The sequence below is a fragment of the Pseudomonas sp. Irchel 3E20 genome (genome assembly GCF_900187645.1).
Classification (GTDB): domain Bacteria; phylum Pseudomonadota; class Gammaproteobacteria; order Pseudomonadales; family Pseudomonadaceae; genus Aquipseudomonas.
Map to the genome: position 1 here is coordinate 142,625 of NZ_FYEE01000009.1, position 14,623 is coordinate 157,247.

Here is a 14,623-nt window from a genome sequence, read left to right on the forward strand (position 1 = left end):
TTCTCGAGCGTTCTCTATCAGAGTCAACTCATGTATGACAGCCAGGAGCTCCAGTTCATCAACGGTACGCCGTCCCGCATTCTGCTGGTTATCGAGCCGCGATCCAGCGAGTTTTGGATCGAGAGCGGCGCCACCGTGCGCGTGTTGGTAAGGGGTACGTCAACAACACCGAGGCTAGATGTCGAATACCTGAGTGGTGGACTGGTCATGTATGCCAGCGGCAGCAGTCAGGTAGAGGTTTACCAAAATGGCCGTCGCTTGGCCCAATACAAGCGTACCCGGAATATGGCGAAGAAATTGGTTTGTAAGGTTGTGGCATCAAATTGAAGGCCGGGCATTCATAACACGATGCATCTTCAGGTTGTCCGTTTTTGAAGACCCGGCGATGGTCATCAATGTTGAGTGGGCGACCATCGGATGCCCATGATTAAAAAAGGCTTTGGCACCTCACCGTCTTGCCCCAGCATCCTGTCTTGGAGAGTCAACGTGGTCAGCTTGGCATTTGGTCTGATGAATCGCTTCAATTACGCCAGAAAGTTCACACTGATTCTGGCGATCTTCATGTTGCCACTCCTAACATTAGCCGTGGGCAAATTAGACTCGCTATATGAGCGATATGCTGATGCGCGCCGGGAGCTCAACGGTTTGAATGGATTGCGCCAATACTTAACCGTCTACTTCAAGGCTGCGCAACTAGCGAGCATGTATCCGGCAGCTATGGTCAAGGGTGATGTTGGAGCCCGTGAGCAGTGGCAAAGCACCAACCAGGCGTTCTCACAGATCAGGGATACCTTTCTGGGCGAGCTCAAAGCTAGCGGGCACTCGCAACCACAGCCGGACAGCCTGACATTCAAACCCGAGTTGGAGAGATTCACCGGTCAAGGCATAGAACAGCTTTACAGCATCGAGATGGGGCCGGTGCTGGCCTTGGGCGGGGCGATGAAGGAGGTCGCAGTAGACTCTGGGCTCATGCAGGATTACGACCCGCAGGTCTATCGCCATATGGAGACAGTTTTCACCCGTCTATTACCACTCCATGCAACCCTCAGCCAGAGCTCGAGCTATTCTGGTTATGTCACGGCCTTCGGCTATTTAAATTCAGACTCCAAGAATGCCTTCCTCAGCCAGGTCGACGGTAATACCCCCATTTTTAGTACTCGCTAGAAGTAGACGTCAGGCCACGAGGGCCAACTTCTGTTTGGGGGTGATTCCTCCAAGGGCCATATTTGGCCGTTCGTGATTGTATGTCCAGATCCATCGCGTGGCGTGCTCTTGCACCTCGGCGATGGACTCGAACAGGTAATGCCCCAGCCAGTCGTAACGTACTGTACGGTTGTAGCGTTCGACATAGGCGTTCTGTTGCGGATTACCGGGCTGGATATGTTCTAGCCGGATGCCATGCTTCTCTGCCCACAGCATAAGCTTGCTGCTGATGTATTCCGGGCCGTTGTCACTGCGAATCGACTGGGGCTTGCCACGCCATTCGATCACTTGATCCAGCGCACGCACAACCCGCTCTGCTGGCGGTGACAGGTCGATATCCATGGCCAAGGCTTCGCGATTGAAGTCGTCGATCAGGTTGAACAGGCGCAAGCTGCGACCGTCGGCCAGTTGGTCGTGCATGAAGTCCATCGACCAGCAGTGGTTGATCGCCTCCGGTACCGCCAGAGGCTCAGGCTTCTTCCGAACGATGCGTTTACGCGGCTTGATCCGCAGGTTCAGCTCCAGTTCCCGATAGATCCGGTACACCCGCTTGTGATTCCAGCGGTGACCTTTCACGTTGCGCAGCTACAGGAAGCACAGACCGAACCCCCAGTTGCGCTGATTGTGCGTAAGCCGGATCAGGTGATCGGCTATTTCAGCATTTTCCGAAGACAGCCCAGGTTGGTAGCGATAGCAGGTAATGCTGATGCCAAAAACCAAGCACGCCCGTTTAATGCTGACCCGGCCTGAACGAACCGCGTGCTGGGCCATCTCTCGCTGCCGAGATGGCTTCACCACTTTTTTGCCATGGCCTCCTGAATGATTTCGGCCTTCAGGCGCTCCTCGGCATACATCTTCTTGAGACGACGGTTTTCGTCTTCCAACTCGCGCAGCCGAGTCATCAACGAGGCGTCCATGCCGCCGAACTTGGCGCGTCACTTGTAGAAGGTCGCCGAGCTGATGCCATGCTCACGGCACAGCTCAGGGACTGGGCTGCCGGCTTCGGCCTGCTTGAGGATGGCGATGATCTGGCTATCTGAAAAACGCGATGTCCTCACGCAAAATTTCCTTGATCCGATTAGGGGAAAATTCTACTTCTGACGAGCACTGATTTCAGGGGGGATTACCCGACAGGCTCGCGTTACGAACCTGTGTCGTAAGAAATAGATTCGGCGCATACAAGGGAACGCCGGACTTTCGATCAATCACCAAGCAGTGACGCTCACCTGACTGCATGACGAAAGACCGTACGCGAAGATCAAACATTGGCGCCTCTTTTTTACAAGCCCTCTAGGTGACAAATAAAAAAGTAGACACGAAATAACTAGACGTCAAAGAAAAACAAAAAGGCCCTGAAGAAACAGGGCCTTAGCTCGCAAAATTGACAGATATGTCTGTGGTAGATTCTAGAAGCCCATACTGAAGCTCACGGTCACCGCATGATCCCGGTTATCACTGGACAACTGCCCCGAGTAACCCAGACCCACCTTGCCCGCTGCTCCGACACTCACATCCAGACCCGCTTCGACCACCGCGGCATCCTTGGCGATGGGTACGCCCTGGGTGCTGAACGCAGCGCCGCCGTCGACGAAGCGCAGGTCCGCATCCGGGTGGGTGTCGCCGAAAGCATGCCGCCAGCCGAGGCTGCCGCGTGGCGTAACTGTGGTGCCATTATCCAGGGCGAACTGCTTACCCATGCGCAGGCCAACGGTGGTGAAGGTCGCGTCCTGTTTTGAACTGGCCTGCAGCGCCCCTGCCCCGCCCTTCTCCCGCGCGGTGTCGCTGTCGTAATTGACGTAGGCGATGCCCGCGAACGGCTCCAACGCCATGCCAGCGGCCTCAACGGCGTACCCCACTTCACCGAACACCTGCGCGGTGCCGGCCTTGTACTTGGCTTTCAGCTCTTGGCTGTTGCCACCCACGCCAGCATGACGCTTGCTGTCGATGTCGTGCCAGCTGTAGCCGACGCCCATGCGTGCGGCGAAGGCATCGAGTTGGTAGTTGAGGTAGCTCGCCAGGTGGTAGCTGTCGATCGACGCGTCGGCGTTGCGCTTGCTCGCATCGAGGCTGGTCTTGGTGTAACCGGCGGCGATACCCGCACGCCATTCATCGCTCAGGTTGTTGTCAAAACCCAGCATGAAGCCGGACAGATCGCGGTCGACGCTGGCAACCCCTTGGCCGCCGTCGTTGCTGGCCCAGCCGCCCAGGGCAGTGATCCAGCCCACGCCTTGGCCCTGGCAGCCGCTGCTGCTCTGCTGCCCGCTGGTGGGGGCCAGCACGCTGCGCGGGTCGCCATTGCCGCAGTCGCCCTGGCGCATGCGGTCGTTGACCGTGTTACGCACATAACGCGAATCCTCCAGCAATACGCTGGTGGTGCTGGCATGGATCTCACCGGACAGGCTGTCGAACGCAGCCTGCGCCGAGGCGCGGTCCATGGTGGTGATGGCACTGCGCAGGCTGGCCGGTGCGGCAGCCGAATCCAGGGCGGCGGCGACGCCACGCTGGTTGTCGCTCAGGGCGACGTCGGCGAACGCGGTATTGTTGCGTGCCATCGACAGGGTGACGTCATGGGCGCCGTAGCGCAGCGAGGTGTCGATGAAGGCCAGTTTCGAGGCAATGCCCAGGCTGGCGATGTTGTCGCTGTCGAACTTGCCGCTGATGCCGCCGTCGGCGGTCAGCAGGGTGTAGGAGGTATCACCGGTATAGGGCGCCGCCGCGAACACATTCAACGTACCGGCCAGCTTAGCGGTGCCGCCCACGGTCAGGTGGCTCGTCGGCAGCGGGGTCAGGTTGATGTTCAGGGCACCGTCGCTGGCGTTAGTGAAATCGCCGCTGACCGTCAGGTTACCGTTCGCGCCAGGCTGCACGATGCCGTGGTTGATAACGCTGTTGACCGTACCGGTACCGGTGAGGCCAGCACCGCCAGCGACAACGACGTTGGCAGCCAGCGTATTGCCGACCGGCGCGGCGAACAGGGCAAAGCGGGCAAACGAGGTGGCTGGGGCGCTGGCGGCGGTTTCACCCACCTGCAGCACGCCTTCCTGGATCACGAAGTCGCCACTGAAGCTGTGGTCGCCGTTGAACAACAGCGTGCCGGCGCCGCGCTTGAAGGCCGAACCGGTGCCGCTCAGGTTGCCGCCGAACGTGCCGTTGACGTCCTGCTGGAAGACCAGGCTGGCGTTGTCGACGATGTCGCCTTGCAGGCTGACGGTGTTGCCCATCAGCACACCGCCACTGACGGTGGTGCCACCGCTGTAGGTGTTGGCGCCCGACAGCACCAAGGTACCGCCGTCGAGTTTATTGATACCGCCGCTACCGACCAGTCGCGCAGCAATCAGGGCGGAGGTGTCACCAGCTACACGCACGCTGGCCAGGCTGCCGTCGGCGGCATTGACCGCCTCCAGAGCGCTGCCCGCATTACCGACCAACTGGTAGCCGCCGCTAAGGAACTGGATACCCGAGAAGGAGCGCTGGCCCTCGAGGGTGACGGTACCGCTCTGGCCGCCGAAGACCGCGAACTGGCCACCGCTCCAACCGTTGGCGTTCTTGCCGGTGGAGTTGGTCCAGTTGGTGTTCGCCCCCCACACACCGTCGCCACCGGAGATAGTGCCGTCGGCATGGGTCTTGGAACCGTTCCAGAACAGCAGGTCGCCGTCGCCTTCGTCGACCACCAGGTTGACCTGGTTGGCCAACGCGGTTTGCAAGGTCATCTGCGAGGCCAGGAAGTTGGCCGGCAGATTGCCCAGGGTCAGGCCGTTGTCGCTCAGGCTGCCGCCGTAGCGGAACAGTTGGTACACACCGATGCCGAAGCCTGAGGCATTGCTGATGTTGAGGATGCCGTCCAGGGTCAGGTTGCCGTTGACTTTCACCAGTGTGGTCGGCGTGTCCGGCGCACCGAGAGCGAAGTTCAGGTTGCTCGCCGAGGCCAGCGACAGGCCGCCGACGGTCAGCGGTGCAGTGGCACTGGCGACGTTCAGGGTGGCGCCATCGGCCAGGCTGACCTGGCCGGTGAGCGTGCCGCTGCCCGCGAGGCTGGCGCCGCTGGCGACCTGGACGTTGGCGCTGGCGAAGGTGCCGTTGACGGTCAGGCCGCCGGCATTGACTGCGGTGTTGCCGGTGTAGGTGCTGTTGCCGGTGAGCAGCAACTGGCCGCTGCCGTTCTTGATGAGCGCGCCGTTGCCGCTGAGCACGCCGCTCAGGCTCAGGTCGTGGCTACCGGTGAGGGTCAGTTGTTGCGAGATGGCGATGGCGTTGCCTACTTGCAACGCGGCACTGGTGTCCAGATGGGTGTTGCCGAGGACGGCCAGCGCGCCAGTGCCCAGTGCGGCGTTGTGGCCGAGGGTCAGGCTGCCGGCGTTGAGCAACGTACCGCCCTGGTAGCTGTTGCTACCGCTCAGGGTCAGGTGGGTGTTGCCGTTCTTCGCCAGGGCGCCCGCGCCACTGATGTTGCCGGCCAGGCTCAGGTCGTTGCTGCCCGCGAGGATCAGGCCGCCGTTCAGCACCATGGCATTGCCGAGGCTGACCGCGCGGTTGCTGTCCAGGGTAGTCAGATCCGCCGTGGTCAGGGTGCCGCTGCCCAGGGCCGTGTTGCTGCCCAGGACCAGGGTGCCGCCACTGAGCTGGGTGCCGCCGCTGTAGCTGTTGTTGCCATTGAGCACCAGGGTGCCGGCTTCAAGTTTGTTCAGGGTGGCGCTGCCGCTCAGGTTCACATCCACCGTGGCGGTTTGGCCGCTGCCCACGCGCACCCCGGCAAACCCGGTGGAGGCGTTTATCAGGTTCAACTGGCCCGCGTTGCCCGCGACCAGGCTGTAGCCATCGCTGGCGAACTGTAGGCCAGTGGCGGTCTGGGTGCCCTCGACCGTGACGGTGCCCGCCGCGCCCTGGAACACCGCGAAGCCGTTGTTCCAGTTCTGGTTGAAGTTGCCGCTGGCGTTGGTCCAGTTGTTGGTCGCCCCGCCCCAGGTACCGCTACCGCCCGCCACGTTGCCGGGGCCTGTTCCGGTGCCGTCCCAGAACAGCACGCTGCCCGCCGCGCCGCCGACCAACAGGTTGACCTGATTAGTGACGCTGGTTTGCACCTCCAGGTCGCCTGCCACCAGACCGCCCGGGATCGTGCCGATTGCCAGGCCGTTGTCAGTCAGGCTGCCGGTGTAGTCGATCAGGCGGTACACGCCCAGGCCGAAGCCGCCCACGTCAGTGACGTTGAGCTTGCCGTCCAGCACCAGGTTACCGTTGACCTTGAGCAGCCCTGCATCGCCCGCGACGGCGGCGCCGAGGAAAGCATCGAGGTTGGAGCCGTTGTTGAGGGCCAAGGCGCCGGTGGTCAGGGTGTTGCTGTGCAAAAGCTGCACGTGGCCACCATCGGCGATGGTCACGGCGCCGTTGACGCTGCCGTTGCCACCGAGGGTGGCGCCATTGGCGACGGCCAGCGAAGACGTGGTCAGCGCACCGTGAGCGTACAGGCTGCCCGAGGAGACGGTGGTAGCGCCATTGATGTTGCTGACGCCGGCCAGCGCCACGAGGCCGGAGGCGATGTTCAGGCTGCCAGTCCCGGTGAGGCTGCCGTAATAGGTGCCGTTGCGCAGGGTCAGGACGCTGTTGTTGTAGAGCTGGACGGTGCCCTGCCCGCTGAGTACGTGCAAGGTGCTGTCGGCACCGACGCCCAGCATGGCGCCCGCGCCTACGCTGACCTGCGGGGCATTGGTGCCATTGCTGCCCAACAGGTTGAGGCGGCCACCGTCGATCTGGTACGCGCCAAAGAAGTTGCTGTTGCCGGTCAGGTCGAGGGTGCTGGTGCCTTGCTTGACCAGGGTGCCGTTACCGATCAGCGCGCCACTGAGGGTCAAGTCATGGTTGCCGGCCAGGGTCAAGCGGGAGCCGGCGTTGACGCCGAGATTGATGGCGTTGCCCAACGTCATTGCAGCGCTGGTATCGAGGCTGGTCACGCCAGCGACCGTCAACTGGCCAGCGCCCAGGGCGGCGCTGTTACCCAGCACCAGCGTGCCGGCGTTGAGCGTGGTGCCCATGTAGTTGTTGGCCTGGTTCAGGGTCAGCGTGCCGCTGCCGTTCTTCACCAGCGCGCCATTGCCCAGGACCAGACCGTTCAGTACGAGGTCATGGCTGCCGCCCAGCGTCAACGCGCCATCGAGGTGCAGATCATTAATCAGGCTGAGCGCCGTGAGGGTGTCCAGGGTAGTGCCGGCGGCCGTCGTCAGGCTGCCGGAACCCAGCGCATCATTGTTGCCCACCACCAGGGTGCCCGCGCTCAGGCGGGTTCCGCCGCTGTAGGTATTGGCGCTGTTGAGCACCAGGGTGCCGCTGTCCAGCTTGTTCAGGAGGCCGTTGCCGGTGAGGTTGACGTCGAGGGTGGCGGTCTTGCCGCTGTCGACGCGAACCGCGGTGTAGCCACTGATCCCGTTGGTCAGTTGCAACTGGCCCGCACTGCCGCCGGCCAGGGTGTAGTCATTGATGAATTGCAACCCGCTGACGCTTTGGGTGCCGTCAACGGTGACAGTGCCCGCCGCGCCTTGGAACACCGCGAAGGTGCTGTTCCAGGCTTGGTTGAGCCCGGCGTGGGTGGTGGTCCAGTTGCTGTTGGTGCTGTTCCAGGTGCCGTTGCCGCCTTCGACGATGCTGTTGCCAGCCAACTGGCTGCCGTCCCAGAAGCGGATATCGGCGGCGCCGCCGACTACCAGGTTGATCTGGTTGGCGACGCTGGTCTGCAGCTCCAGCTCGTTGCGCGGAACGCCAGCCGGCAACGCGCCGAAGCCCAGACCGTTGTCAGTCAACAGGCCGCCGTAATCGAACAGGCGGTACACGCCAATGCCGAAACCGCCGGCGTCGGTGATGTTGAGCGTGCCGTCCAGGGTCAGGTCTGTGGTGACGTTAGCCAGCCCTGCCGCGCCCGGCGTAGCCGAGCCAAGGGCGACGTCGAGGTTAGAGCTGTCGTTGAGTACCAGCGAACCGAGCGTCAGCACTGAACCGCCGGCCAGGTTGAGGTGGCCACCGTTGGCCACGGTCACTGCCCCCCCCAGCGCGCCGCTGCCGGCCAGGGCTGCACCATTCTCGACCCAGACACTGCCGTTGCCCAGGTTGCCATCGACCCGCAAAGTGCCACCGGCAACGGTGGTCGCCCCGGCCAGATGGCTGGTGCCGCTGAGCAGCAGCGTGCCGCTGCCGTTCTTGTAGAGGTCGCCGTTACCGCTCAGGGCGCCACTGAACGTGCCCTCATCAACCCGCAATTGGCCAGCATCGAGCTGAACGCTGCCAGCGCCGTTGAGCTGGCCGGTGGCAGCCCCCGCGACCAATTGCAAGGTAGCGCCGGAAGCGACATTGATCGCACTCGGCTCGCCCAGCGTGATGGCCGTGCTGCTGACCAGGCGACCGCCATCGACGTTGTAAGTACCGTAGAAGCCGTTGCCGCCGTTAAGGGTCAGGGTGCCAGTGCCGGCCTTGGTCAGGCTGCCCATCCCGGTGACGGAACCGTCCAGGGTCAGGTTGTCGCTGCCCTGCACGGTCAGGTCACCGCTGATGGTGACGTCGTTACCCACCGTCAAGGCGCTGGCGCTTTCCAGCGCGGCGCTCCCGGCGACATCCAGTCGGCCATGGCCCAGTGCACCAGCATTACCCAGCACCAAGGTGCCGGCGTTCAACGTGGTGTTGCCCTGGTACAGGTTGGTGCCGCTCAAGGTCAGCTTGCCACTGCCCTCCTTGACCAGCCCGGCGGCGCCGGACACCACACCGTTGAGGGTGAGATCGTTGCCGCCGCTCACGGTGAGTTCGCTGCCGAGCGTGACGGCATTGCTGAGTGCGATGTTCGCAGCCGCTTGCAGGGTGGACGCCCCGCCCACCACCAGGCTGGCGTTGCCCAGCGATGTGTCCTGGCCCAGGCGCAAGGTGCCTTGGTTCAACGTGACCGTACCGGTCAGGCTATTGGCGCCGGCCAGGTTCAGCGTGCTGGCGCCGTCTTTAATCAGGTTACCGGAGCCCACCACCATGCCGGTCAGGGACAGGTCCTGGGTGCCGAGGACAGTCAGGTTGCCGCTGAAAAGCACGTTGTTGCCAACCGACACGCCGGGCAAGCGGCTGTCGAGCGTGGTGTTGTTGGCCGTATTCAACGCTCCCGAACCCAGGGCGGTGCTGCTGCCCAGTACCAGGCCACCGGCATTGAGCCAGGTGTTACCCAGTTGAGCGTTATTACCATTGAGCTCCAGGTTGCCGGTGCCGATCTTGACCAGGCCGCCGGCGCCACTGACCACACCATTGAGGGCCAGGCGGGTGGTCCCTTCGGCCGCAATATTGGACACGCCGGTGAGCGCCACATCGTTGCTCAACTGCACATCGCTGTTGTCGGCGCGCAGGGTGGTGCCGGAGGCGAGTCTCAAGGCGCTGCTACCCAGAGCGCTGTCGTGACGCAGCACCAGGGTGCCAGCGCTGAGGGTGGTGCCACCGCTGTAGCTGTTGTTACCGGCGAGGATCAGGGTCCCGGCACCGCTTTTCTGCAGCTTGCCGGTGCCGCTGAGGGGGGCCTCGATCCGAGCAGCGACATTGCTATCGACCGTCACGACCGCTGCGCCACCGGTGCCGTTGACCAGGTTCAACCCGCCTGCCGTGCCTGCGATCAACCCGTAGCCATCGGTCTTGAACTGCAGGGCGCTGACGTTCTGGATGCCTTCGATGAACACGGTGCCCGAGGCCGCCTGGAACACCGCCGAAACGCCTTTCCACACATCGTTACTGGCGCCGGTGGACTTGGTCCAGTTGGTGTTGGCTGTGTGCCAGATGCCGCTGCCACCGTCGACACTGCCGTTGGCGAGCGAGGTGTTGCCGTCCCAATACTGGGTACTCAGGGCTGGGGAATTGACGACGATGTTGGCCGTCTTGGCCACGGAGTCCAGCGACAGGGTGATCTGCCCCAGCACCACATCCGCGGGGAAGATACCCGGGTTGGCGCCGCCGTAGACAAGAGAGCCGGTGTAGTTGAACAGGCGGTAGATACCGTTGGCCAAGCCACCGACATCGCTGAAGTTAAAGGTGCTGTTGCTGATCGTCACGTTGCCGGTGACGTTGAGCATCGGTGTAGCGATGGTCGGCGTGCCCAGCCCGATATCCAGGTTGCTGCCGCTGGCGAGGGTCAGCGAGCCGGTATTGAGCGTGCTGGCGCTGGTGACGGCCAAATGGCCGCCATTATTGATGGTTACGCCGCCCATGAGCGTACCGCTGCCGCCGAGCGTCGCACCGTTGCCCACGGTGACCAGGTTGCTGGCCAGCTTGCCGGTGGAGGCAATGTTCAACCGGCCGGCACTGACCATCGTATTGCCGGTGAAGGCATTGAGGCCTCCCAGGGTCAGGGTGCCGGTCCCGACCTTGTTCAGGTTGCCCGCGCCGCTGAGTACACCGGAGAAGGTCGAACTGGCGTTGCCGGCGCCCACCGTGAACAGGCTACCGGAGGCGAGGTTCACCTGACCGCTGCCACCCAAGCTGTTGATGCTGCTGCTGGCCATGATGGACACGGAGGCACCGCTGCCCACGAGCAGGTCCGGGTTGTTGCCCAGGGCGTTGGCGACCGAGGCGTTGACGGTACCCTGGCGCACGTCCAGCAAACCGCTGAAGCTATTGCCCATGAACAGCATGAGTTCATCGGTCCCGGTCTTGGCCAGGGTGCCGCTGCCGCTGATCTGCCCCAATTGAATCACTTGGACATTGTTGGCGAACTCGAGTGTCACCCCGCTGTTGATGGCAATCGGAGTGCTCATCACCTGAGCCGCGTTATACGCCAAGCGGCTGTCGCCGGTGACGGTCACGGCGCCGCTGCCCAGGGCACCGGAGTTGGTGGCCACCGTCAGGGTGCCGCCGTTGAGCTCGATACCGCCCTGGAAATTGTTGGTGCCGGCCAGGGTCAGGTTGCCTTGCCCGGTCTTGATGAGTTTGTTGGCCGCGCCGCCGCTGATGTTGCCGTTGAGGCGCAGCGCGTTATCGCCACTGACCGTCAGGTTGCTGTTGAGGTCGACCGCGTTGTTCAACACCGCCGACGCAGTGCTGCCCAGGTTGGCTGCGCCGGAAACGGTCAACATGCCGCTGCCCAGTGCGGCGTTGTTGCCGACCAGCAGGGTCCCGCCGCTCAGGGTGGTGCCGCCGCCGTAGGTGTTGGTACCGGAAAGAACCAGCGTGCCCGCCCCATCCTTATTGACCACGGCAGTGCCGTCACCCTGCAGCGTACCGCTCAGGGCCAGGGTGCTGTTGCCCCCGAAGCTCACGGTGCCCGCCACGTTAAAGTTGTTGCTCAGGGTCGAGGCGCTGCCGGAGTCGATCCGAGTGCCGTTGGCGGCGCTGACGGCGCCTGTGCTTAAGGCCTCGCTGCTGCCGATAACGAGCGAACCGGCGTTAAGCAGCGTGTTGCCGGTGTAGGTGTTGCTACCGTTGAGGCGCAGCGCACCGGTGCCGTTCTTGGTCAAGGGCGAGGTGCTGTTACCCGAGATCACCCCGGCAAGGGTGATGTTATTGCTGCCGCTCACGGTCAGGCCGTGAATGCCTGAGAGGAAGTTCACCCCCAGGTTGATGTCGTTGGCCAGGATCAGCGTGGAGGGCGTGTGGGACATGAGGGTCGCGCCATTGGCGTTGATGTGGCTGGTGCCAAACACCGCGCCATTATTCACCGACAGCACGCCGCCGCTCAGGCTGGTACTGGTGCTGGCGCCGGTGAGCAGCGCGCCGCTTACCGTCCAAGTACCGCTTTGCACCAGCAGGTTGCTGAAGTTGAGGTAACCCGCCGACGAGATGTTGCCACTGCCCGCGCTACCAAAACCGCCACCCACGGCATTCTGCAGCGCCAAGGTGTTGGAGCCACCGGCGCCGCCATCGACCATCCCGGGGGCGACGAACACCAGGTCCGGGTTGGAGGCGACGGTCACGGCGCTGGCGCCGAAGACACCGCCGCTGTGCAGCGACGAGCCAGTGACGGCGTTGAAGCGGTTGTTGCCACCACCGGCGCCCATGGACAGGCTGCCCACCAGCGAGCCAGTGTTGGTGAAGACGTTGCCCTCGGCCGAGGCCTGAAAAGCAACCCGGCCATAGAGTTGGTTGGTGTTGGTCATCTCGACCTGAGCACCGCCGTAGACCGCCACGTTGGGCATGTCGGCCACTTCCAGCGTCGCCCCGAGGATCGGGTCGGAGAAAATGGTGCCGTTGTTGACGAGGGTCACCTTGCCGCCCGCGCCGGCCTGAACATCCAGCGCCATGCCCTTGAGGTCGAAAATGGAGGGGCCCAGGTTGGCACCGGTGCCGGAAATCCAGCCGGTGGAGTTGTTGGTGATCGAGATGTTCTGGGCATTGCTGTTGCCCACTTTCAGGCCAGTGGTCAGCTGGCTCTGCTGCCCGCTGTTGGAGGGGTAGATCTGGCCGCTGTTGACGAGGGTGTTGTTGCTGCCGGTGAGCTGGATCACCGGGCTGCCGCTGCCGCTGGAACTGACAATGGCGCTGGGAATAATGTTTACCGTCAGATTGCTGGCAGAACTGTCGAAATCCTGCTGATCTATCGCGGTGCAGGTGACGGTGACCCCGTTGGTGGGAACGCCGGGGGTGCAGGCGGCGAGCACATCCGCGCTGCTGAAGCTGGCCAGCAGCCCCGCGGCCGCCAGGCTGATCGACAGCGACAAGGGGCTACGGGCGGTGCGCGGTACTGCAGTTCTACGTCTGTCCACAACAACTCCTTATGTGGATCAGACTCATCCCTCCTGGCGACGTAGCAGCACTACGCGAGCGATTAACGGGCCTGACCTTGGCATGCTAATAAAATAGTGGCTTTTTTACATCAATGTGCCATTACTTGGCTAGAGGGGCACGCGTGTTTTTGTGCCCCCTGCGCAGGCCACGCAGTTTGCAAGCGCTGAACGCCTGGATACGGGCTCAGGCAAAGCCTGTGGCCGAGGTGTATGCAGCGCCTCAGCGTTGCCCTTCGAGCACCTGATTGAGCGCCGCACCGTCGATACTCAAAGTACCGCTGTTGAGCACCCCGTCCACATACGCCTTGGCAAGCTGTTCCTGGCGCTGCGCCCGGAGCGCCTCACGCAACTGGCCACGCACGTCATCGAAACTGGCCACACGCGCTGGCTGGGCCTCGGTCAATTTGATGATGTGAAACCCCAACGAACTGCGCAGCGGCTCGCTCACTTCCCCCACCTTGAGCTTGGGCACGACACCGCGGGCTTCCGGCAACAATTGCGCCAAGGGTTGCGGCCCGATATCTCCGCCGCGGGCCGCGCTGCCCTGGTCTTGCGAATAGGTGCGCGCCAACTCGGCGAAATCGGCACCCGCCGCGTGGGCGCGTTTGCTCAACGCCAGGGCCTGGTCGCGCACGCTGTCTGCGGCCTGCTCGTCGGGCACACTCAGGAAGATCTGGCTCAGACGGTAAACCGCCGGTACCTGCACAGAAGCCTTGCTGGCCTCATAGGCTTGCTCAAGTTCCGCCTCGCTCGGGTAGCTCTGCGGTACTTGGGTCATCGAGCTCAAATAGCTGCGTAGCACGATCTGCTCAACGGCCGCACGGGTCTGCGCCTGGACTTCAGGGCGCTGCGACCACCCCTTGGCCTCGGCTTGCTGGTACAACGCCTTTTCTGCCAGACGAGCGCGCAGCCAGGTTTCCAGGGCCGCACGGTCGCCCCGCAATTGTTGCTGCGACGCCGCGGGCAACTGCTCCAACAGCGCTTTTACATCCTTGGCGTCTACCTGGAGATCCCCCAGCCGCGCCACGGCTTCACTGCCCGCTGCATTCACCGCAGGCATGGCATCGGCAGTCGATGTCACCTCGCCAGAACGCAGCCCCAGCGCAACGGCCACCACCAGCACGGCCAACGCCCCCGCGCCGGCCAGAACAACGCGACGACTCACGAAGCCGTTACCGCTTCGTTCGGTACCGCGCCAGTCGCATTGCGGCTGTAGTCACGCAGGTACACCACCACTTCCTGCAACAACCGATCCCACAGCACCAGGCTGCCGAGCAGGTTTCTAGGGCTGACACCGTCAGCAACCACCACATCCATTTCCATCACCAAAAACGCGCCCTGTACCGAGAGCCGAGCAAAACGACGCGAGGCGTTCCACTGATTGGCCAGGCCTTGAGGCAACTCACCCTGAATATGCAGGGCACAGCTGTAGATGAAGTCCAGATAACGCCCGGATTCCTGCCCTTGATTACCAAAGCGCACCGCGAAACCGATACCCTGGCTGGCGGTGAGTAATTGCTCCACACCGTTCTGCTCGCCGCGGGTCACTCGGCAACCGGCGTCTTGCAACAAGCTGGTCAGCGAATCAGCGGTGACGAAGTCGATCAATTCGGTAGAGCTCATCCAGTGCTTTCCTTGTGAAGTGGCGCGTTTAAAAAACGCAATTTGTAGCACATTGATATCATGCTGTGCAGGGGGGG

The 14,623-nt window shown here is 62.8% G+C and carries 5 protein-coding genes and 1 pseudogene; 2 read left to right on the forward strand and 4 right to left on the reverse strand.

What is annotated here, in order from left to right:
• The first annotated feature begins 30 nt into the window (after positions 1-30).
• Complete coding sequence (locus CKW13_RS17305; RefSeq protein ID WP_095109810.1) at positions 31-327, forward strand: hypothetical protein; 297 nt, start codon at positions 31-33, stop codon at positions 325-327.
• 96 nt (positions 328-423) lie between these two features.
• Positions 424-1,164 (forward strand): hypothetical protein, encoded by a 741-nt coding sequence (locus CKW13_RS17310; protein WP_141233987.1) that lies wholly within the window; start codon positions 424-426, stop codon positions 1,162-1,164.
• A 9-nt stretch (positions 1,165-1,173) separates the two neighbouring features.
• Here the strand turns inward: CKW13_RS17310 and CKW13_RS17315 are convergent.
• The 4 genes and pseudogenes from CKW13_RS17315 to CKW13_RS17330 all read right to left on the reverse strand — a co-directional run bounded on the left by CKW13_RS17315 (position 1,174) and on the right by CKW13_RS17330 (position 14,546).
• Positions 1,174-2,261: pseudogene (locus tag CKW13_RS17315) on the reverse strand (IS3 family transposase).
• A 348-nt stretch (positions 2,262-2,609) separates the two neighbouring features.
• Positions 2,610-12,902 (reverse strand): autotransporter-associated beta strand repeat-containing protein, encoded by a 10,293-nt coding sequence (locus CKW13_RS17320; protein WP_095109812.1) that lies wholly within the window; start codon positions 12,900-12,902, stop codon positions 2,610-2,612.
• Between the two features lie 241 nt (positions 12,903-13,143).
• Entirely contained in the window at positions 13,144-14,088 is a 945-nt protein-coding gene (locus tag CKW13_RS17325; protein ID WP_095109813.1) for a peptidylprolyl isomerase, read from the reverse strand.
• Complete coding sequence (locus CKW13_RS17330) at positions 14,085-14,546, reverse strand: YbjN domain-containing protein (RefSeq protein ID WP_095109814.1); 462 nt, start codon at positions 14,544-14,546, stop codon at positions 14,085-14,087. Before CKW13_RS17330 ends, CKW13_RS17325 begins: the two co-directional genes overlap by 4 nt.
• Between the last annotated feature and the right edge of the window lie 77 nt (positions 14,547-14,623).

Coding starts and splice junctions, on each gene's coding strand:
- CKW13_RS17305 (WP_095109810.1), top strand. CDS start 31: ATGTATGACAGCCAGGAGCTCCAGTTCATCAACGGTACGCCGTCCCGC.
- CKW13_RS17330 (WP_095109814.1), bottom strand. CDS start 14,546: ATGAGCTCTACCGAATTGATCGACTTCGTCACCGCTGATTCGCTGACC.
- CKW13_RS17310 (WP_141233987.1), top strand. CDS start 424: ATGATTAAAAAAGGCTTTGGCACCTCACCGTCTTGCCCCAGCATCCTG.